This window comes from Ornithinimicrobium ciconiae, from assembly GCF_007197575.1.
GTDB lineage: Bacteria > Actinomycetota > Actinomycetes > Actinomycetales > Dermatophilaceae > Ornithinicoccus > Ornithinicoccus ciconiae.
Genome location: NZ_CP041616.1, coordinates 1051947 through 1072576, shown reverse-complemented (window position 1 = coordinate 1072576; position 20630 = coordinate 1051947). Strand labels below are relative to the sequence as shown.

The following is a 20630-nucleotide window of genomic DNA, read 5'->3' as shown; positions in this document are numbered from 1 at the left end:
GTGCCGCCCCTGGAGGCAGCACCCGCCGTCATGCGTCACCCCTGGTCTGCTGTGTGCCAACCCTGGTATGCCGTGTGCCTGAGTTCTCAGGCAGCGGCCTCGGTGAGCACTGCGGCCAGGGCGTCGATCACCTGGCGCAGCTCCTCCTCGGTGATCGTCAACGGCGGGGCCAGCCGGATGGTCGAGCCGTGGGTGTCCTTGGCCAGGACCCCCTTCTTGGCCAGACCCTTGCAGGCGTCCTTGCCGGTCATCAGGTCGGGGTCGATGTCGACACCGGCCCAGAGCCCGCGCACCCGCACGGTCTCCACGCCCTTGCCGATCAGGGCCTCAAGGCCCTCCCGGAAGACATCCTCCAGGTCGGCGGCGCGCTGCTGAGGCTCACCGGTCTGCAGCATCTTGACGACCGCGTGGCCGACGGCCGCGGCCAGGGGGTTGCCACCGAAGGTCGAGCCGTGCGTGCCGGGGGTGATGACGCCCATGACGTTCTCGTCGGCCGCGACGGCAGAGACCGGGACGATGCCACCGCCGAGCGCCTTGCCCAGGGTGTAGATGTCGGCCTCGACGCCCTCATAACCGCAGGCCAGCGTGGTGCCGGTGCGGCCCAGGCCGGACTGGATCTCGTCGGCGATCATCAGCACGTTGCGCTCGGTGCACAGCTCGCGCAGCCCGGGCAGGAAGCCCTCCTTGGGGATCTGCACGCCCTGCTCGCCCTGGATCGGCTCGACGAGCACGGCGACGGTGTCGTCAGTGATCGCGGACTCGATCGCCGCGAGGTCGTCATAGGGGACGGCGGTGAAGCCGGGAGTGTAGGGGCCGTAGTCGTCGTGGGCCTCGGGGTCGTCGGAGAAGCTGATGATCGTGGTGGTGCGGCCGTGGAAGTTGCCGTCCATCACGATGATGTTGGCCTTGCCCTGCTCGACGCCCTTGACGCGGTAGCCCCACTTGCGGGCGATCTTGATCGCGGTCTCGACGGCCTCTGCGCCGGTGTTCATCGGCAGGATCTGGTCCTTGCCGACGAGGGCTGCCAGGTCTCGGCAGAACGGGCCCAGCTGGTCGTTGTGGAAGGCACGGCTGGTCAGCGTCGAGCGGTCGAGCTGGTTCTTGGCGGCCGCGACGAGGTCGGGGTGGCGGTGGCCAAAGTTCAGGGCGGAGTAGCCCGCCAGGGCATCGAGGTATCGGTTGCCCTCGACGTCGGTCACCCACACGCCCTCGGCCTCGGCCACGACGACCGGGAGCGGGGAGTAGTTGTGTGCCGCGACGCGGTCCTCGAGCTCGATGAACGCTGCATTTGTCTGCGGGAGCTGGGTGTCGGTCATGGGGCAAGACTAGGACCACCCACCCCACGACGTCACACCTGGTCGCGCACGCCGTGGGCCCACAGGTCACGCAGCAGGGCGATCTCGGCCAGGTGGTGGATCGCCTCACGGTTGATGTGCAGCACCAGCTCAGCCATGGGGTGGTCCGCGAAGGGCCCCTCAGCCTCCCCCACAGCCTTGGCGAGCGCCGCGGAATCGAGCCCGCGCACCCCGGCCAGCCACGCGGCATACGTCTCGTCGAGCTGGGCCAGCGCCCCCTCTGCGGTGCCCGCGTAGTCCCAGGTGACGTAGTCGCACGGACGGAACCCGAAGTGGGACGCGGCCCGCGCACCGAAGATGCCGACGATGATGTGCCCGAGCCGCCAGGCGATGGTGGTGACGGGCGCAGGACTCGGCTCCGGTAGGGCGAAGTCGATCTCCCAGTCGCCGCTGCCTATAGCCTGCGCGGTCGCCCCCGTGCCGCGGGGCCGCACACTCCAGGCACCGGCGACCGGCTCCCAGAGGTATTCCTCGTCGGTCAGCCCGTCCAGGCGTGGCCGGGCGTGGTGCTCCCAGTGCCAGGTCAGTTGCTCGATCGCCAGGCTGTGCCAGTCGGTGTCAGAGTCTGCGGTGCCCATGCTCACTCCTCAGGTTCGGATGGCGCCGAGCCTATGACCAACCACCGACACCCGCGGGCTGGTGGCCCACGAGCTCCGGCGTGCGTACTAAACCTCCCCCAAAATAGGTTCCCCGCGTACCGAACCTCCCCAAAAACGGGTGGGACACGCGAAGGGCCCGACCGGTGTGGTCGGGCCCTCGTCGTGGTGGCAGGTGCAGGATTCGAACCTGCGTAGGCATACGCCGGCGGATTTACAGTCCGCTTCCATTGGCCGCTCGGACAACCTGCCGTGGAGCGCGGATGAAACAATAACAGGGAAGCACACCACGTCCGAACCGGACCCGCTACCCACTGAGGAGAAGCATCATGGCCGACTCGTCGTTCGACATCGTCAGCAAGGTCGACAAGCAGGAGGTCGCCAACGCTGTCAACCAGGCCGCCAAGGAGATCAGCACGCGCTACGACTTCCGCAACATCGGTGCCCTGGTCGAGCTGTCCGGTGACTCGATCACCATGAAGGCCAACAGCGAGGAGCGCTGCCTGGCCGTTCTCGACGTCCTGCAGACCAAGCTGGTCAAGCGCGGCGTCTCGCTGAAATCGCTGGACTACTCCGATGACGGTGACCCGCGCCCTTCCGGCAAGGAATACCGCCTGGACGCCGCCCTCACCGAGGGCATCAGCAGCGAAAACGCCAAGAAGGTCTCCAAGCTCATCCGCGACGAGGGCCCCAAGTCAGTCAAGGCCCAGATCCAGGGCGACGAGCTGCGGGTGACCTCCAAGTCCCGCGACGACCTGCAGGAGGTCCAGCGTCTAGTCAAGACCGCCGACCTCGACTTCGCGGTGCAGTTCACGAACTACCGCTAACTGATGTCTCCCCCAGCGCCTGACCGGGTCAGTGGGCGGCCGGGACATGAAGTCGCCCAAGCGGTGCAACACCTGTGAGCTCCCTGACAGTGACTGGGCAGACGCCCCTGACGCTGGGGCGACCGGGTGTCGGAGGCGGCGATGGTGCTGGGCATGGCAGAGGGACATAGTCCGGGGTCACCGACCCGCGACGAGGCGTGGTTTGACCAGTTGTTCGCCGAGCACGCGGTGTCGGTGCACCGCTACTTCGTGCGTCGCGCTCCCCGTCAGGAGGCGGAGGATCTGGCCGCGGAGGTCTTCGCGGTCGCCTGGCGGCGGCGCGACTCCATCCCCGAGGAGTTCACCCTCCCCTGGCTCTACAAGACGGCCTCGTATGTGCTGTCCAACCATCGCCGCAAGCCGACGCTGACGCTCCTGGCCGACTATGGCGCCGGGTCCGACGACGACCGCAGCCGCAGCATCGACCCCGCGGAGCTGGTCGTCGAGGACGACGACGTGCGCCGCGCGATGGCCCGGCTGAGCGCCCGAGACCGCAAGGTCCTCATGCTGCATGCGTGGGAGGGCCTGGACGGCGAGGGTCTGGCGAAGGCCCTCGGCGTCACCCGTGGTGGTGCCGCCGCCGCCCTGTCCAGGGCGCGCGCCCGACTGCGTGAGGCGTGGGCGACATGAGGCTGCGCAACGTTCGGAGCACCAGCGACACAGAGCAGGTAGGCAGCCACGCTGAGGGTGGCACCGTCAGGGAGGACACACGATGAGCGACTACCAGGACGATGAGGCACTGGCCCGGCTCCGCGCTGCGGACCCGGCGACAGGAGCACACCCGGACCTGCACAAGATGACGGCGCGGCTGCGGGGGCGCACGCCACTGGGCGACAGCCAGACCGGCCAGCTGCCCGGCAGCACTCATCGCCCGGTGACCGGCAGCACTCATCGCCCGGTGACCGGCAGCGACTACCGGGCGGCCTACAGCGCCAGCGACTCGAGCAGCAGCGCGGTCCACATCTCAGACCCGGGAGTGCGCACCGGACGCAGCGGCCTCCTGGTCGCAGCAGCCGTCGCTGCCGTCGCCCTCGGCGGTGGTGGTTATGCCGTCGGCGCGGCCACAGCCGGAGGGGATGACGGGGGCGGCACGAGCGTTGCGTCGTCCACTCAGGACAGCGACAGCGGGTCGGACGCGGGTGGAGCCGATGCGTCTGGAGATCAGCACCCTGCGCTCATGGGCGCTGCTGAGGACGCGGCCGAGCGGGCCATGGGCGACGAGCACTACGTTGGCGGGGATGCGGGGATGTCCGCGGAGGGAGGCGGCTATGCCGGGCCAGCTGTCCCGGTTGCCGGTGCGGGTCTGTCGACCGAGCGGACCACCGGCCCGGTCTACGCGGTCCAGGTCGGGGACACCGACGCCGCGAGCGCGCCCGACCTGCTGAGGCAGTATGCCGACGGTCTCGGCATCGACGGCGAGATCGTTGACGACGGGACGGACAGTTCCTCCGTCACGGACAGCACCGACGGCCGGATGCTCAACGTCTACAACTACAGCGGTCTGACGATCGACTACAGCAACCCCGCCCTGGATCCCTACTGCGACCAGATGATGGCCGACATGGCCGAGTCCGACGAGGGCTACGGCTGGTTCGGTCCGGGCTCCCCGACGGAAATCGAGTGCGTGCCAGCGGGCGAACTGCCCGACGACGAGGCAGCGATCGCCGCAGCTCAGGAGTTCCTGACGCAGGCTGGGGTCGACTACTCCGGCCTGGAGTTCACCGTGGACTCCTATGACGACGCGGCGATGTTCGGCGCGGGTGACGAGTCCAGCACCGGCGAGTCCGGGGACGGCGAGTCCGGGGACGACGAGTCCAGGAACGACGAAGAGGCCAGCACCGCCGAGGGGGACGCCGCGGCCAGCACAGCCAACCCCGCGATCGACAGCGAGCTGCTGGAGGACTACCAGTCCATGATCGACGCGGACATCACCGACGTCCCGGTCACGGTGACCGATCCGAACTCTCCGCTGTCGGCATACCGCTCGTGGCACTTCTCGGTGGCCAGCGGCGGGGTGGTCTACGCCAGCCTGCTGCTCGGTGACTTCGCGGAGCTGGGCACCTACAACGTCATCTCACCGACCGAGGCCGTGACCCGCGCGACCGACGCCCGCTACCAGCAGATGGGTGCCTACATCCCGGACCTGGAGTACATCTATCCGGCGGACCAGTGGGGCGAGCCGGCGAAGCTGCCGCCGGTCTCCCCGGGTGACCCCATCCCCTACCCCCTCAGCGAGTCGACCGTCACCAGCGTCGAACTGCACACCGGGGTGCTGAGCCTGTGGGACGGCACCGAGTTCCTGGTCCCCATGTATGCCCTCTCTGATGGCAAGGGCAATTACTGGGAGGTGCTCGGCCTGGCCGAGGAGGCCCTGGACTTCACGCCCTGACGGCGCGCTCAGGCGCCACTGGCTTCAGGCGTCCCTCGTGGTAGGCGTCCCTCGTTTTCGGCGTCACTGACTTCTGTGGGGTGCAGGATCGGTCACCGGTGACCGATCCTGCACCCCGACGATTGTGTGCGCAGCGCGGTTCGGTCAGGCGAAGGCCTTCCGGGAGGCCAGCACCTCGCGCAGCACCGACTGCTGGTCGATCAGGGCACGGCCGACGGCGGGCGACAGGTCACCGGCGGCCAGGCGCTCGTCCGTGGCGGCGACGGTCGCCTCCTCCACCACCGTGCGGGGGTAGGCGATCGTGGCGACCCGCGCCAGCGCGTCCTGCCCGACCCGACTCTCCAGTGCTGGCACATCACGGTGGAAGCGGGCGACATACTGCCGGAGCAGGTCGGCGTGCCGCCCGAGCCAGAAGCCGCCGGCCAGGGCATTGCGCTCATGGTTGGACCGGCCGTCCCCGACCAGCTGCTCCCAGGCCCAGGCCTTGCTCGCCTCGTCCGGCAGGGCGGCACGGGCGGTGAGTGCGCCGAGGTTGCCCTGCACCGAGTTGTCCGCCTCCCGAGCGGACTCCAGCTCCGGGACGGTGACCTCCCCGGCGACGGCAAGGGAGCGCAGCACCAGCCAGCGGAAGTCCGCGTCACCGGCCAGGCCCTGCGGCAGTTCCTCCCCGTCCGCCCAACGGCGCAGCAGCTCGGGGTCTGCCGTCGCCGCCAGGACCCGGGCCGCGCCCAGCGCCTGCGACGAGCCCGGCTCGGCTGAGTCAAGCCGGGCACGGGCGGCACCGGCGACCGCGGTGCGGGCGGCGGGCACGTGCCGGTCAGCGAGGTACTCGCCCAGGACCCGTGCGGTCAGCAGGAAGCCCGTGCGGCTCAGGATCGAGGGGTGGTCCTCACCGGGCCAGGTCGCGGCGAAGGTGTCCACGACCAGGCGGGGGTCGACGCTGGCGTGGGCCAGCCCGTCGGTCAGCGCCACCCAGACCACCGCCCGGTGCTGGGCCTCGCTGACCTGTGCCAGCTCGGCAGGCAGCGCCGCCAGGCTCTCCGCCGAGAGCTGCACCGTGGCCCACGTCAGGTCACCGGCGTTGGGGATCAGCAGCGCGGCCGGCTCGCTCCCAGCCACCGGCAGCGTCGCCTCGTCGCTGGTGAGCACCGCCGGGAGGGCCAGCACCTGAGCTCCGTCGCTCCACCCCGCGACGTCGAGCGTGTGCGGCCGGTCCGCGGCTGAGCCCGGGGGTCGGGTGCGGGTGAGCCGCACGCTGTCGTCGGCCTGCTCGGCGGCGATCGTGTCGAGCCCGGCGGTGGTCAGCCACCCCTCGGCCCAGCCGGTCAGCGACCGGCCCGAGGCGGCCTCCATCGCCCCCAGGAAGTCGGCCAGGGCGGCGTTGCCATAGGCATGGTCGCTCAGGTATGCCGTCACGCCGGCGACGAAGGCGTCGTCACCCAGGTGCGCGATCAGTTGGCGCAGCACCGCCGCGCCCTTGGCGTAGGAGATCCCGTCGAAGTTCTGCAGGGCGGTGTCGGCGTCCGGAGCCGGGGACCCCGCCACCGGGTGGGTCGAGGGGGCCCGCTCTGCGGCATACCCCCAGGCCTTGCGGGAGACCGTCGCATCGACCCAGGCGTCGTCGGAGCCGGTGACGGCACTCAGCGTGCGGTGGGCCATGTATTCGGCGAAGGACTCGTTGAGCCAGAGGTCGTCCCACCACTGCATGGTGACCAGGTCGCCGAACCACATGTGCGCCATCTCGTGGCAGATGGTGTTGGCCCGCCCGAGCCGCTCGTCGTCGGTCGCGGCGCCGCGGTGGATCATGGCGTCGCGGAAGGTCACACAGCCGGGGTTCTCCATCGCACCGGCGTTGAACTCGGGGACGAAGACCTGGTGGTAGGACCCGAACGGGTAACGGATGCCGAACAGCTGGTGGTAGTAGTCGAAGGCGTCCCTGGTGACCTGCAGCATCTCGGGCGCCTGCTCGCGCAGGTGCTCAGCCAGGGAGGCGCGGGCGTGGATGCCCAGCGGGATGCCGTCGTGCTCATCGGTCACCGAGGCATAGGGGCCGGCGCAGACCGTGACGAAGTAGGTGGCCAGCGGCTTGGTCGTCGCCAGCTCCCAGCGCCCGTCACCGGTGTGCACCGCGGCACCGTTGCCGAGCACCGTCCACTCCGGCGGCGCGGTCACGGTGAGGCTGTAGGGCGCCTTGAGGTCGGGCTGGTCAAAGCAGGCGAAGACCGTGGGCGCCGCGTCGAGGAAGAGGTGGCCATAGACATAGGCCAGTCCGTCCGCCGGGTCGAGCGCCCGGTGCAGTCCCTGACCGTCATTGCTGTAGGCCATCGTCGCCTCGACCACGACCGTGTTCTGCGGGGCCAGGTCGGTCAGTGTCACCCGACCGTCGGTCACGGTCGCCGGGTCGATGGGCGTGCCGTTGAGGTCGATCGAGTGGACCTCGCGCGCCCGCAGGTCCAGGAAGGTGCTCGCTCCCGGAGTGGCCGTGAAGGAGACCGCGCTGCGTGAGCCGAAGGTGGGGTGGTCGGACTGGTCGCCACGGGTCAGGTCCAGCTCGACCTGATATGCCGTCACGGCGATAGTCTGCGCGCGCAACTGTGCGTCCGCACGGGTGAGGGAGGACATGGTCCCCCACCCTGCCACGTCGGTCAGTCCACGACGTCCTGGACCGGCACCGAGTCGAGGCCGACGGCCTGGCCGACGGCGGCGTTGGTCAGCAGCCCGGCGTGCGTGCTCAGCCCGCGGGCCAGGCTGGGGTCCTCGCGCAGCGCCTGGGCCCAGCCCTTGTCGGCGAGGGCCACGGCATACGGCAGCGTGGCGTTGGTCAGCGCATAGGTCGAGGTGTGCGGGACCGCCCCCGGCATGTTGCCCACGCAGTAGAAGATGGAGTCGTGCACGGTGAAGGTCGGGTCGTCGTGGGTGGTCACCCGACTGTCCTCGAAGCAGCCGCCCTGGTCGATCGCGATGTCCACCAGGACGGAGCCGGGCTTCATCCGGGAGACCAGGTCGTTGCTCACCAGCTTGGGGGTGGCGGCGCCGGGCAGGAGCACCGCCCCGATGACCAGGTCGGCCCCGAGCACGGACTCCTGCAGGGTCAGCTCGGAGGAGGCCAGCCCGGTGACCCGACCGTGCGAGCGCAGGCCGGCGGTGCGCAGCTTGCCGACATCGGTGTCGAGCAGGGTGACGTCGGCGCCCATCCCGACGGCGATGTCGGCCGCGTTCTGCCCGGCGACACCGGCCCCGATGATGACCACCTTGGCGTTGGCGACCCCGCCCACACCACCCATCAGCACGCCGCGGCCGCCGTGGGCACGCAGCAGGGCGTGTGCGCCGACCTGCGGCGCGAGGCACCCGGCGACCTCGGACATCGGATAGAGCAGCGGCAAGGCGCCTGAGGACAGCTGCACCGTCTCGTAGGCGATGGCCGTGACCCTGCGCTCCATCAGCTCCCGGGTGAGCTCGGCGTTGGCGGCCAGGTGCAGGAAGGTGAACAGGATCTGTCCCTCCCGCAGCCGGTCATACTCCTCCGGGACCGGCTCCTTGACCTTCAGGACCGCCTCGGCGCTGCCCCACAGCTCGTCGACCGCCTCGACGATCTGGGCACCGGCACGCTTGTAGTCCTCGTCCGGGATGTGCGATCCCGACCCCGCGTCCGTCTCGATGAGCACCTCGTGCCCGTGCGAGACCAGCTCGTGGACCCCGATCGGGGTGAGCGCCACCCGGTACTCACGGTTCTTGACTTCCCTGGGCACGCCGATCCTCATCGTTCGATACTGGTCGCTGTCGCGGCCGGGGGCAAGGCCGCGTGGCACGATGGCGGCGTGGCGACCCCCTCAGCACCGGCAGCAACCGACCCTCTCGCGCTGGCGCACACTCCTCCCCTGCGGTTGCGGGGCCGGACCTTCGACCACACCCACCTCGCAGTCATGGCCATCGTCAACCGCACACCCGACTCGTTCTGGGGCGGCAACCGGCACGCCGAGCTCGACTCTGCCCTCCAGGCGCTGCGTGAGGCGGTAGCTGCGGGAGCGGACATCGTGGATGTCGGTGGAGTGCGCGCCGGGGCGCAGGGTCCGGTCGTGGACGCCGCCGAGGAGCTGCGCCGCGTCATGCCCTTTCTAGAGGCCGCGCGCACCGAGTTCCCCGACCTGGTGCTGAGTCTGGACACCTGGCGCAGCGAGGTGGCCCGCGAGGCGAGCAGCGTGGGGCTGGACCTGGTCAACGACACCTGGGCCGGTCATGACCCCGACCTGGTGCACGTCGCAGCCGAGATCGGAGCCGGGATCGTCGTCTCGCACACCGGCGGTCTGCCCCCGCGCACTGACCCCGTCGCCGTGACGTATGCCGACGAGCAGGGCGGCGATGACCTCGCGGTCGTCCGGGACGTGCTGCGGGTGCTGGCCGAGGGTGCCGCGGCAGCGGTCACGGCGGGGGTTGCGCCCGAGCGGGTGCTGATCGACCCCACGCTGGACTTCGGCAAGACCACCCGGCACAGCCTCACCGTGCTGGCGCACACCGGCGACCTGGCCGTGCTGGGCTATCCGATCCTGCAGGCCCTCTCGCGCAAGGACTTCGTCGGCGAGACCCTCGACCTGCCGGCCGACGACCGGCTGGAGGGGACGCTGGGCGCGACAGCGATCGCGGCGTGGCTAGGGGCCACCGTCTTCCGCGCGCATGACGTGCGGGCGACCCGCAGGGTCGTGGACATGGTCGCGACCATCCGGGGCGACCGCCCCCCGGCGCTCAGCGTCCGCGGCGAGCCCTGAGCCGGCCCTGACCGCGCGGCTCTCCTCGGGGCTCTCCTCGCGGCTCTCATCGGGGACCCTGGGCACGCTTAAGGCGCCGGTGCGACAGCTATATCCGTGACACCGACGCCCTAAGCGTGCCCAGGTTGAGCGGGGTCAGCGCGGCCCTAGGCGTGCCCAGGTTGAGCGGGGTCAGCGCGGCCCTAGCGCGGCCCGCCCGCCATGGCCTCAAGCCGTGCAACGCGGTCCTCCATCGGCGGGTGCGTCGCGAAAAGCCGCTTGACGTCGCCGGCCCGGAAGGGGTTGGCGATCATCATGTGGCTGGCGTTGACCAGCTGGGGCTCCGGTGCCAGCGGCGCGGCCTGGGCGCCGAGATGGATCTTGCGCAGGGCGCTCGCCAGGGCCAGCGGGTCGCCGGTGAGGGCGGCGCCGTCCTCGTCCGCGTCATACTCCCGCGTGCGGGTGATGGCCAGTTGGATGAGCGAAGCGGCCAGCGGGGCCAGCAGCGCCATCGCGATCATGGCAAAGGGGTTGGGCCGGTTCTCCCCACCGCCCCCGCCGAAGAACAGCATCATCTGCGCGACGGAGGTGATGATGCCGGCGAGCGCGGCGGCGACCGATCCGGTCAGGATGTCGCGGTTGTAGACGTGCATCAGCTCGTGACCGAGGACACCGCGCAGCTCACGCTCGTCGAGCAGGTGCAGGATCCCCTCGGTGCAGCACACCGCGGCGTTCTGCGGGTTGCGGCCGGTCGCGAAGGCGTTCGGGGCGGCCGTCGGGCTGACATAGAGCCGCGGCATCGGCTGGCCGGCGCGTGCCGAAAGCTCCTCGACGATGCGATACATCGCCGGCTGCTGCTCCGGGGTGACCGGGTAGGCCTTCATCGCCTTGATCGCGATCTTGTCGGAGTTCCAGTAGCCGTAGGCGGTGGTCGCCACACCGATGAGTGCGAACAGCCAGATATAGCGACCGTTGCCGATCACCGCGCCCAGCGCCAGGAGCAGGGCCCAGATGCCGCCGAACAGCAGGGCGGTCTTCAGGCCGTTGTAGTGCTTGTGCATGCTCGTCAAACGCTCCATTCCCTCGGGGTGTTCCGGCCTCGGCGCCGCGATCGTCACGACAGTGGGGTGCAAAAGCGGTCACCCGTGACCGATTCTGCACCCCACAGTGCCTTCTGGTGCTCAGCGGGGCTAGAAGATGCCCACCGGCGCGATGCTGCCGAGCAGGAGGAGGGCCGCGAGCACCCCGATCAGCACCCGGTGCGTCCAGGGCATGACGTATGCCGCGTGCGCCGGGGCCGCAGTCGTCCTCGAGTGGGTCGTGGGGAGGGTGTGGTCGAGCACCGACCCGGCGTCGTCTTCTGCGCCTGCGCTCTCCGCACTCGCCGTCTCCGCGCCGGCCGGGATCGGCTCAGCACCGCCCGGGATCGGCTCAGCACCAGCCGGGGCCCGCTCCGCGTCAGTCGGGGCCCGCTCCGCGCCGACCGGAAGCGGCTCAGCACCGACCGGGACGACCTCCGCACCGGCCGGAACCCGCTCGATCAGGGCAGCGAGCCAGCGCACGTAGACCGCGATCCCGAGGGCGATGTTCAGCGCCGCGACGACGAGGAGCCACCAGGTGCCGTCAGCCGCGACCGGGCGCAGGACCACAACCTTGGCGACCAGACCGATGATCGCCGGCGGCAGGCCCGCGAGGGTCAGCAGGGCCAGACCGAGGGCGGCCGCGGTCAGCGGCTGGCGCCGGGACAGGGTGCGGTGGTCGGCCAGTGCGGTGCCCCCACCGGGCCGCTGGGCCACGGCGATGACCACCACAAAGGCGAGGACCGTGGCGACGACATAGACCGCGAGGTAGCCACCGGCGGCGTGCACCGCGCGGGAAGACAGCGAGGCCAGTGGGAGCATCAGCCACCCGGCCTGGGCGACCGCAGACCAGGCGAGCAGGTGCACCAGGTCGTCCTGGCGCAGCGCCATCGTGTTGCCCAGGGTCATGGTGAGGGCGGCCAGCACGGCCACCGCGACGAGGGCGAAACTTGAGGTGCCGGCCAGCGCCTGCACCAGCACGATCATCCCGCCCAGGGCGGCCACCTTGGAGGTGCCCGCGAGATAGGTGGTGACCGGAAGCGGGGCGCTCGCATAGGTCAGCGGCGTCCAGGCGTGGAAGGGCACGGTGGACAGCTTGAAACCCAGGCCAGCCAGCACCAGCACAGCGGAGAGCAGCAGCAGGGCCGAGCGCTCCGGCACCGCTGCGGCCTCGGCGGCGGCCACCGGGTCCAGGAGTGCCGTGCCGGTCGCGGCGACCCAGAGGGCGGCGCCGAGGGCGAGGAGGGCGAAGGACACCAGCGAGGTCGTCAGCAGCGCCACGGCACCAGCCACGGCGCCGGCATGGCGGCTCGCTCGGCGCTCCAGCGCGACGAGGCCCACGACCGGCAGCGTGGCCAGCTCGAGGGCGACCAGCAGCGTGCCCAGGTCGCGGGCGGCCGGGACGGCGACCACCCCGGCGGTGGCGGCCAGGAACAGTGCCACCAGCACGACTGTGGGGGCGCTCGTGCCGCTCCCCCGACCGGCTCGACCCCACTGCGACCAGGTCAGCACCAGCACGACCAGGGCACTGCCCAGGGCGAGGAGTTGCAGCCCTGCGCTGAGCGAGCTGGCGGCATACAGGCAGGTCCCGGAGGGCAGGCAGAAGGCCCCCGCGACGTCACCCGGCGACTGGGTGAGGGCGGGAATGGTGGCCAGGCCTCCGCCGACCAGACCCGCCGCGGCGAGCCACAGGTGCGCGGTGCGGGCCCGGGGCCAGGCAATATCGAGCACGAGCACCGCGATCGCCGCAAAGGCGGGGGCTAGCACCGGCCAGAGAGCGGCAAAGTTCAGCTCCAGGGTCATCGGCCCGCCCCCAGACCGGTGATGATCGACTCGACGGTTGGTGCGCTGAGGTCCAGCAGGGCCACGGGATAGACCCCCAGCGCGACGATGCCGACACCGAGGACCACGAGGATGCCGAGCTCGACGCCGCGGGTGTCCCGGATGGCGGGAGCCCGGCGGTCGCCGGCCCAGACCTCACGCAGCACCCGCACGGCATAGGCCACGGCCAGCGCCGCTCCCACCGCGGCGAGCACGGCGAAGAAGCGGAACCACCCCTCCGTGCGCCCCTCCCCTGGAGCCCAGGCGGCAAAGATGGCTCCCCACTCGCCCCAGAACCCGGCCAGACCGGGCAGGCCCATGGCGCCCGCCATGCCGAGGACGAGCGCGAGGCCCAGTCGCGGGGACACCTCACGCAGGGCGGCGCGCGGGGTGGCCAGGTCGGCACCGCCCCACTGGTGCTTGAGCGAGCCGACCAGGACGAACAGCAGCGCGGAGATCAGCCCGTGCGCCATGTTGCCGTAGACCGCGGCCTGCAGCCCGGTCTGCGAACCGGCCGCGATGGCCAGCACGACGAAACCGAGGTGCCCGATCGAGGCCCAGGCGATGAGCCGCTTGAGGTCCTGCTCGACCAGGCAGGCCAGGCCGGCCCACAGGATGCCGGTCACCGCACAGCCAGCCAGGACCGGCGAGACCGTGCTCAGCCCGTCCGGCAGCGGTGCGGCGACCAGGCGGATCATGCCATAGGCGCCCATCTTGAGCAGCACGGCCGCCAGCAGCACCGACCCGGCCGTCGGCGCGGTCGCGTGCACCCAGGGCAGCCAGGTGTGCAACGGCCAGACCGGCACCTTGATGCCGAGCCCGATGAGCAGTATGACGGCGACGATCACCTGGGTGCCGTGGTCCAGGGAGGACCCCGCCAGATCGGCCCAGCGGACCAGGTCGGTGGTCCCGGTGGCCCCCCACACGGCCAGGATCCCGATCAACATGAGCATGGAGCCGGTCGCGGTGAAGAGCAGGAAGCGCAGGGCGGCACCGTCCCGGTCTGCCGTGCTGGTGGCATCACCGTGCCTGGAGATCAGCACCCACATGGGGATCAGGACCAGCTCGAAGGCGACGAAGAAGACGACCGCGTCCCGGGTCAGGAAGGTCAGCAGCGACCCACCGATCACCACGAGCAGGCAGGAGTAGTAGGTCGCCAGTGACGGTGCAGCGGGTGTCGTGACCCCCACCGGCAGGGGCTCGGTCGGTTCGGGCCGTCCGGGCAGCCCGAGGCGGGCGTCCGAGAGGGGCTCGTGATAGGGCACCAGGGTCGCCACCAGCGCCATCAGGCCGGTGAGCAGCACAAAGGGAGCGCTGAGCCCGTCGACCCCGACGTCGATCCGGACGCCGAGGCTCTCGATCCAGGTGAACTCGAGCTCGGGACGACGCCACACGACCACGACCGTCGCGGCAGCCACGAGCACGGCAGCTGCGACGGAGACGCCGCGGCTGGTGCCCGGCCGGGGAGGAGGGCCGACCCGGTCAGCAATCAGCAGCCAGACCCCGACCAGCAGGGGCACCAGCACCAGGACGGGCAGGGCGAGGTCCTCCAGCAGGCTCATGTCAGGACCACCCCGAGAGCAGCCAGCGCGACGAGGCCGCCGAGGACCAGGACCAGCCCGGGCGCCGGACGACGCGGGTGCGTGTGCTGCAGGGCCCCGCCGAGCAGCCGGGCTGCCGGGCCGGTCGCCCGGACATAGGCGTCCAGGACCTCACGGTCCGCCCACTGCACGCCGTGGGCCAGCGCGAGCACCGGGCGCACCACCAGGAACTGATAGAGGCGGTCGAAGCCCAGCCCCCGCTCGGCGGCGAGACTGACCGTGATCGGCAGGCGGGCTGCGGCGTCCCGGGAGCCGACACCCCGCGAGGCGACCCAGACCGCGAGGGCGGCCAGGGCCATGAGCAGCAGCGAGGCACCGAGGAGCTGCAGGTTGAAGCTCTGGTCAAAACGGATCTGCGGGGTGAAGACGAGCAGGCCACCCACGACCGACAGCAGACCCAGCACCGCGACGCCTGAGCGGGCCGAGGAGGAGATGGCGGACTCGGCCTCCTCGATGCCGATCGCCTCCTCCACGACCTCGGGCTCGGCAAAGAAGTCGTCGATGATCTGCTGCCCCTGGTGACGACGGGGCTCCCGGACGCTCCGGCGGCGCGGACCCCGGTCCAGGATGAGCCAGGCCCGCATGCAGTAGGCGGCGGTGAGCGGCACGCTGGCTCCGACCGCAGCCAGGACGATGGTCCCGGAGATGCCGGCTCCGTGCTCCACCCCGTGCTCGGCCTGGGCCAGGACCAGCTCCTTGGAGACGAAGCCGATCAGCGGCGGCACGCCGGCGAGCGAGAGCAGCCCGAGACCGAGCGGGCGGCGCAACGAGCGGTAGCGCTTGGTGGCCGAGACGACATAGCGCACGACGGTTCCGCCGGTGAGCACGCCCATCCAGCCGACCGCCAGGAAGAGCAGGGCCTTGAACCAGGCGTGGGAGATCAGGTGCATGATGGCCGCGTCCGGCCCGGTGCCCGCCGGCACGACGGTCAGGGCGGCAAGCATCAGCCCGACCTGGCTCACCGTCGACCAGGCGAGCAGCCGCTTGATGTCGGGTTGGGCAAAGGCGAGCAGCGCGGCCAGGACCACGGTGACGGACACCAGGACGGCCAGCAGCACCCGGGCCGGAGCTGCCGCCTGCAGCAGCGGGAAGAGCTGGGCCAGCACCACCGTGCCCGCGGCCACCATCGTGGCAGCGTGGATCAGGGCAGAGGCTGGCGTCGGACCCTCCATGGCGTCGGGCAGCCAGTCCTGGAAGGGCAGCTGCGCGGACTTGCCGAGGATGCCGAGCACGATGCCGATCATCGCCAGCGACAGCAGGGTCTCCTGGCCGGGTCGCGCGACGACGTCTGTCCCCACGGTGACCCAGTGCTCGATGATCCCGCTGATCGAGGTCGTCCCTGCCCCTGCGGCCAGGGCGACCAGACCGATGACGAAGCCGACGTCGGCCAGCCGGGTGACGATCAGCGCCTTGGTCGCGGCCCGGTTGGCGGAGTCCTTGGCGGACAGGTGGCCGATGAGCAGGAAGGAGCACCAGCCCATCACCTCCCAGCCGATCAGCGTGAGGAGGATGTCTCCGGAGAGGACGACCAGCAGCATCGCGGCGGTGAACAGCGAGACGGTCGCCGAGAACTGCCGGTAGCGCGGGTCGTACCAGAGGTACCAGCGCGCAAAGACCTGCACGACACAGGCCACCAGCGCGACGACCGCGGCCACCAGGGCGCTGAGTCGGGAGGCCGACAGCTCCAGCGGCACGGTCAGTTCGCCGAAGGCGAGGGTGCCGATCGTGCCCGACAGGGTGGGGTCACCGGTCTCGGTGATCGCATACATCTGCCACAGCGAGGTCAGCAGGACCAGCCCGGCCGGCAGGATCGCCAGCCATGCCGCGACCCGTGAGGACCGCGCGGACAGCAGCAGCCCGAGACCGGCCGCGACCGCCGAGAGCAGGATGACTGCCTGCGCGGGCGTGAGCGGCAGGTCGGGCACCGGCACGTCCGGCAGTGTCGGCAGCGGGATCTGCGGCAGCTCCCAGTCTCGCCAACCGATGTCGAGGGCGCGGATCACGTGCTCCCTCCGGACCTCGTGCTCGTCGGCACAGTCGGGATGGCCTCTCCGGTGCTCGTCGGCACAGCCGGGATGGACTCTCCGGTGAGGTCCACGTCACCGCGGGTGCGGAACATCGCCATGATCACGGCGAGCGCGACGACGATCTCGGCCGCTGCGATCGTGATGATGAACAGGGTGAGCACCGCTCCCGAGGCCAGCGGATCCGGGTTGAGCTGACCGACCGTGACCAGGATCAGACCGGCAGCCGCCAGCAGCAGTTCGACGCCGATGAGCATCAGCACGGCGTGCCGCCGGGCCAGGACGCCATAGGTGCCCGCTCCGGCCAGCACTGCGGCCAGCAGGAAGGGCAGCGCCGCGCTCACCGCTCGCCCCCCGAGCGTGAGTCGGCACCCGCCACGGCCTTAACCCCCGAGCCCTGTTCAGCGCCTGCCCGCCGGCCGGTGGTGGCCACGGCGACAGCCGCCACGAGCGCCGCCAGCAGCAGCAGGGACAACAGCTCGAAGGGCCACACCCAGGTGCCGAAGATCTGCTCACCGATCTGCTCGTTGCTGGCGCCGGTCACCGGCCGTTCCTGCCAGCCATACGCGGCAATCAGGGTGCCGCCCACCAGCACGGTGACCCCCGCGCCGATCGCTGCGGCCAACCAGCGCTGGCCCGGCGTGCTGTCCACCTCCGCGACGCCCGTCCGGGTCAGCATGAGGGCAAAGAGCACGAGGACGACGACGGCACCGACATAGACGAGCAGCTGCACCAGTGCCACCAGCTCGGCGCCGAGCACCAGATAGCAACCAGCCACTCCCCCGAGCGCGACGACCAGCCACAGGCCGGCGTGCAGCACCCGGCGGCTGGTGACCGACAACACGGCAGCGGCAGCGGTGATCAACCCCACTGCCGCGAACAGGACGTCGCGACTGGTCACTCCTCACCCTCCGGGGCGGCGGCACCAGAGGCTGGCCCGTCGGGCTCGACCGCTGCGGAGCCCGCGACCTCGGCAGGGCCGGCAATCTCTGCGGGGCTCTCGTCCGCTGCGGGTCCTGCGTCGGCTCCGGGCCTGACATAACCCTCCGGCAGGGCGGAGTCCGGCACCCGGGCCATCCACGTGCCCAGCCGGGACTTGTCGTGGAGCATGTTGCGGATGTCTCCCTCGGCATACGCAAAGTCGGGGGCCCAGAAGAGTGCGTCGAACGGGCACACCTCGATGCAGATGCCGCAGTACATGCAGAGCGAGAAGTCGATATCGAAACGGTCCAGCACGTTGTGCTGCCGCGCCCGCCCGCCCTCGGTCGTGGGCTCGAGGGTCTCCTTGTGCGAGTCGATGTAGATGCACCACGACGGGCACTCACGGGCGCACAGCATGCACGAGGTGCAGTTCTCCTCGAGGAGCGCGATGACCCCGTGCGAACGCTCCGGCAGGTCCGGCTCGACGTGCGGATACTGGCGGGTGTGCGCGGGCGTGACCAGCGTCTTGGCGGTCGTGGCCAGGCCGCGACCCAGGCCGCGCAGCAGGTCCAGGGCCCCTGGTGTCGCGTCGCCGCGACCCGTCTGCACCGGTTCCTCACTCATCCCCAGATCACCACCCCGACGCCGGTCAGGGCCAGCTGGACCAGCGCCAGCGGCACCAGCACCGTCCAGGCGAGGCGCTGCAGCTGGTCCTCGCGCACCCGGGGCCAGGCGATCCGCAACCACAGGATGAGTATGGCGACAAGTGTCGCCTTGAGCAGGGTCCACACCGGGCCGAGCGTGTCGGCGAAGGGTCCGGACCAGCCCCCGAGGAAGAGCACGGTGAACAGCAGGGACATCACGACGATGCCGGCATACTCGGCGAGCAGGAAGAAGGCGAAGCCGAGGCCGGAGTACTCGGTGTAGGGGCCGAACACCACCTCGGCGTCGGCGATGGGGGCATCGAAGGGCACCCGCTGCAGCTCCGCGACCGCCGCGATCAGGAAGACCAGCGCACCGGGCAGCTGCCAGACCAGCCACCACCAGGACCAGGCCTGGGCGATCCCGGTGAGGGACAGGGTGCCGGCCGCCATCGCCACGGAGGCGGCCGCCAGCACCATCGGCAGCTCATAGCTCACCAGCTGCGCACCCGCCCGCATGCCTCCCACGAGGGAGTACTTGTTGCCGCTGCCCCACCCGGCCATCAGGGTGCCGAAGATCCCGATGGAGCTGACGGCTAGCACGAACAGCAGGCTCGCCGGCACGTCGGCAGCGACCCAGGCCGCGGACCACGGGATGGCGGCGAGCGCGATGAGATAGGGGATCAGTGCGACCGCCGGAGCCAGCCGGAAGACCCACCGGTCCGCGGCGGCCGGGGTGATGTCCTCCTTCTGGACGAACTTGATGCCGTCGGCCACCAGCTGGGCGATGCCGTGAGGGCCGGCCTCCATCGGGCCGAGGCGCCCCTGCATGTGCGCCATCACCTTGTGCTCGGTCTGGCCGATGGCCAGGGGCAGAGTCAGGAAGGCCGCCAGCACGACCACGGCCTTGAGGATGATCTCGACGGTCAGAGGCAGTTCCATCAGCGCGGCCCCCAGGACTCGTCGGGGACCCCCGGCGGCAGGAGCCGGCGGCGGGCGCGTTTGCGCGGCGCCGGTGTCTCACCGTCCCGGCCCGGACGCGCCGGCCGTTCGGCGGCGGCCTCGCCGCCCTCGCCCGGCTCCTTGGCGCCGGGCCACGGCTTCGAGGCTCGCGCGGTCAGGTGGAAGGACTTGCGCAGCGGGTTGCCCTCGAAGCCGTTGGGCAGTAGCAGCGGCCGCAGCCCGGCGGAGGTGCCGTCGTCGAAGCCGGCGAAGTCGATGCCAAACATCTCGTGCGTCTCGCGCTCGTGCCAGGCCGCTCCGCGAAAGACCTCGGTGACGCTGCCCAGGGACGTGCCGACCGGCACGCGGGTGCGCAGCAGCACCCGCTCCCACGGGTCGGTGCGGATCAGGTGGCACAGCACGTCGAGGCCGGGGTCCGCCTCGGCATCAAGCTGGTCGACGGCGGAGAGCCAGTCAAAGAAGTCAAAACCCTCGGCGTGGGCCGCCCGCACCTGCTGCGTCCACTCCTCCACGGTGACGTCCCAGGTGATCACCGGCTCTCACCGCCATCCGACGCGCTCGGTGGGGTGGTTTTGTCGCCATCCGACGCGCTCGGTGGAGTGGTGTCGGGTGGCGACAGCAGGCCTCGGGTGACCTCACCCGCGCTGGCCGGCAGCTCGGCATACGGTCTGGGTCGAGAGCCTGCCCGGGCGCGACCGGGGGTCTCGGCGGCGATCTGCTCCTGCAGGGTGAGGATGCCGTGGAGCAGCGCCTCGGGCCGGGGCGGGCAGCCGGGGACGTAGACGTCGACCGGGATGATCTGGTCGACGCCCTTGGTGACCGAGTAGGAGTCCCAGTAGGGACCTCCGGAGTTGGAGCACGCGCCATAGGAGATGACGTACTTGGGCTCGGGCATCTGGTCATAGAGCCGACGGATCGCCGGGGCCATCTTGTCCGTGACCGTGCCGGAGACGACCATCAGGTCCGATTGGCGCGGCCCGGGGGCAAACGGGATGACGCCGAGCCGGATGAAGTCGTGCCGGGCCATCGAGGCGGCGATGAACTCGATCGCGCAGCAGGCGAGCCCGAAGTTAAAGACCCAGAGGCTGTACTTGCGCCCCCAGTTGAGCACGACGCGCACCGCGTCGGGGGCGGCCTCCGCGGCGCGGCCGACCCGCGGGGTGGGCAGATCGACCGTCATCACACCCACCTCAGCAGACCGCGGCGCCACACGTGGCCCAGACCGATGAGCAGGACCCCGAGGAAGATGCCCATCTCGACGAGTGATGCGGCCCCGATCTCGGTGCGCAGCACCAGCGCCCAGGGGAACAGGTAGACGACATCGACGGCAAAGACGACGTAGAGCAGGGCGTAGATGAAGTAGCGGACCGCACCCTGGGCCCAGCCCGAGCCGACCGGGTCCACACCGGACTCGTAGGTCGTGAGCTTGCGGGGCTGCGGGTCGTGCGGGGCCAGCACCCGTCGTGCACCAGCGGCCGCCACGACCAGGAGGATCCCGGTCATGGTCACGGCGAGCGCCACGAGGTAGTCGGTCATCACACGCGAGCCTAACGCGCAGGCCACACCTTCCGCAGGAAGACAGGCAGCCTCACCCCCTACGACACGGTCGCCCTCAGCACCGGCGTGGCCGTC

The 20630-nt window shown here is 70.8% G+C and carries 19 protein-coding genes and 1 tRNA gene; 4 read left to right on the top strand and 16 right to left on the bottom strand.

The window, feature by feature from the left end; genetic code table 11:
• Positions 1-86: 86 nt before the first annotated feature.
• From rocD to FNH13_RS04835, 3 genes are all read right to left on the bottom strand, one after another.
• Complete coding sequence (gene rocD / locus FNH13_RS04845) at positions 87-1316, bottom strand: ornithine--oxo-acid transaminase (RefSeq protein ID WP_143782432.1); 1230 nt, start codon at positions 1314-1316, stop codon at positions 87-89.
• A 32-nt stretch (positions 1317-1348) separates the two neighbouring features.
• Entirely contained in the window at positions 1349-1933 is a 585-nt protein-coding gene (locus tag FNH13_RS04840; protein WP_143782431.1) for a DinB family protein, read from the bottom strand.
• A gap of 184 nt (positions 1934-2117) precedes the next feature.
• Positions 2118-2203 (bottom strand) — tRNA-Tyr (locus tag FNH13_RS04835).
• Between the two features lie 77 nt (positions 2204-2280).
• Between FNH13_RS04835 and FNH13_RS04830 the strand changes: the two genes are divergently transcribed.
• The 3 genes from FNH13_RS04830 to FNH13_RS04820 all read left to right on the top strand — a co-directional run bounded on the left by FNH13_RS04830 (position 2281) and on the right by FNH13_RS04820 (position 5206).
• Positions 2281-2778, top strand: a complete 498-nt coding sequence (locus tag FNH13_RS04830) for a YajQ family cyclic di-GMP-binding protein (protein ID WP_143782430.1) — start codon at positions 2281-2283, stop codon at positions 2776-2778.
• 153 nt (positions 2779-2931) lie between these two features.
• Entirely contained in the window at positions 2932-3447 is a 516-nt protein-coding gene (locus tag FNH13_RS04825) for an RNA polymerase sigma factor (RefSeq protein ID WP_165700021.1), read from the top strand.
• A gap of 82 nt (positions 3448-3529) precedes the next feature.
• A complete protein-coding gene (locus tag FNH13_RS04820; protein ID WP_143782428.1) occupies positions 3530-5206 on the top strand; it encodes a hypothetical protein in 1677 nt (558 codons plus the stop codon).
• A 144-nt stretch (positions 5207-5350) separates the two neighbouring features.
• Here FNH13_RS04820 and pepN read toward each other — a convergent pair whose 3' ends face one another.
• Both pepN and ald read right to left on the bottom strand, forming a co-directional pair.
• Complete coding sequence (gene pepN, locus FNH13_RS04815; RefSeq protein WP_143782427.1) at positions 5351-7828, bottom strand: aminopeptidase N; 2478 nt, start codon at positions 7826-7828, stop codon at positions 5351-5353.
• A 23-nt stretch (positions 7829-7851) separates the two neighbouring features.
• Complete coding sequence (gene ald / locus FNH13_RS04810; protein ID WP_143782426.1) at positions 7852-8967, bottom strand: alanine dehydrogenase; 1116 nt, start codon at positions 8965-8967, stop codon at positions 7852-7854.
• 57 nt (positions 8968-9024) lie between these two features.
• On the opposite strand from ald, the gene folP reads away from it, so the two are divergent.
• Positions 9025-9969 carry a dihydropteroate synthase gene (folP, locus tag FNH13_RS04805; protein WP_228266592.1) on the top strand — a complete coding sequence of 315 codons (945 nt, stop codon included), beginning with the start codon at positions 9025-9027 and terminating at the stop codon, positions 9967-9969.
• A gap of 182 nt (positions 9970-10151) precedes the next feature.
• Here the strand turns inward: folP and htpX are convergent, their stop codons facing one another.
• From htpX to FNH13_RS04750, 11 genes are all read right to left on the bottom strand, one after another.
• Positions 10152-11009: a zinc metalloprotease HtpX gene (gene htpX / locus FNH13_RS04800; protein WP_143782425.1), complete on the bottom strand. Its 858-nt coding sequence runs from the start codon at positions 11007-11009 to the stop codon at positions 10152-10154.
• A gap of 129 nt (positions 11010-11138) precedes the next feature.
• Positions 11139-12830: a proton-conducting transporter transmembrane domain-containing protein gene (locus tag FNH13_RS04795; RefSeq protein WP_143782424.1), complete on the bottom strand. Its 1692-nt coding sequence runs from the start codon at positions 12828-12830 to the stop codon at positions 11139-11141.
• Positions 12827-14410, bottom strand: coding sequence for a complex I subunit 4 family protein (locus FNH13_RS04790; protein ID WP_143782423.1), 1584 nt, complete (start codon positions 14408-14410; stop codon positions 12827-12829). The genes FNH13_RS04795 and FNH13_RS04790 overlap by 4 nt, the downstream gene beginning before the upstream one ends.
• A complete protein-coding gene (locus tag FNH13_RS04785; protein WP_143782422.1) occupies positions 14407-16452 on the bottom strand; it encodes an NADH-quinone oxidoreductase subunit 5 family protein in 2046 nt (681 codons plus the stop codon). Before FNH13_RS04785 ends, FNH13_RS04790 begins: the two co-directional genes overlap by 4 nt.
• The gene (gene nuoK / locus FNH13_RS04780) at positions 16449-16817 is read right to left on the bottom strand and encodes an NADH-quinone oxidoreductase subunit NuoK (RefSeq protein ID WP_143782421.1); all 369 of its coding nucleotides are present in this window, start codon (positions 16815-16817) and stop codon (positions 16449-16451) included. Before nuoK ends, FNH13_RS04785 begins: the two co-directional genes overlap by 4 nt.
• Positions 16814-17374, bottom strand: a complete 561-nt coding sequence (locus FNH13_RS04775) for an NADH-quinone oxidoreductase subunit J family protein (protein ID WP_143782420.1) — start codon at positions 17372-17374, stop codon at positions 16814-16816. The genes nuoK and FNH13_RS04775 overlap by 4 nt, the downstream gene beginning before the upstream one ends.
• Positions 17371-18018 (bottom strand): NuoI/complex I 23 kDa subunit family protein, encoded by a 648-nt coding sequence (locus tag FNH13_RS04770; RefSeq protein WP_165700020.1) that lies wholly within the window; start codon positions 18016-18018, stop codon positions 17371-17373. Before FNH13_RS04770 ends, FNH13_RS04775 begins: the two co-directional genes overlap by 4 nt.
• On the bottom strand, positions 18015-18977 hold the full coding sequence (nuoH, locus tag FNH13_RS04765) for an NADH-quinone oxidoreductase subunit NuoH (RefSeq protein WP_143782419.1): 963 nt from the start codon (positions 18975-18977) through the stop codon (positions 18015-18017). The genes FNH13_RS04770 and nuoH overlap by 4 nt, the downstream gene beginning before the upstream one ends.
• Positions 18977-19531, bottom strand: coding sequence for an NADH-quinone oxidoreductase subunit C (locus FNH13_RS04760; RefSeq protein WP_143782418.1), 555 nt, complete (start codon positions 19529-19531; stop codon positions 18977-18979). Before FNH13_RS04760 ends, nuoH begins: the two co-directional genes overlap by 1 nt.
• On the bottom strand, positions 19528-20178 hold the full coding sequence (locus FNH13_RS04755; RefSeq protein WP_143782417.1) for an NADH-quinone oxidoreductase subunit B: 651 nt from the start codon (positions 20176-20178) through the stop codon (positions 19528-19530). Before FNH13_RS04755 ends, FNH13_RS04760 begins: the two co-directional genes overlap by 4 nt.
• Positions 20178-20534 (bottom strand): NADH-quinone oxidoreductase subunit A, encoded by a 357-nt coding sequence (locus FNH13_RS04750; RefSeq protein WP_143782416.1) that lies wholly within the window; start codon positions 20532-20534, stop codon positions 20178-20180. The genes FNH13_RS04755 and FNH13_RS04750 overlap by 1 nt, the downstream gene beginning before the upstream one ends.
• Positions 20535-20630 lie beyond the last annotated feature (96 nt).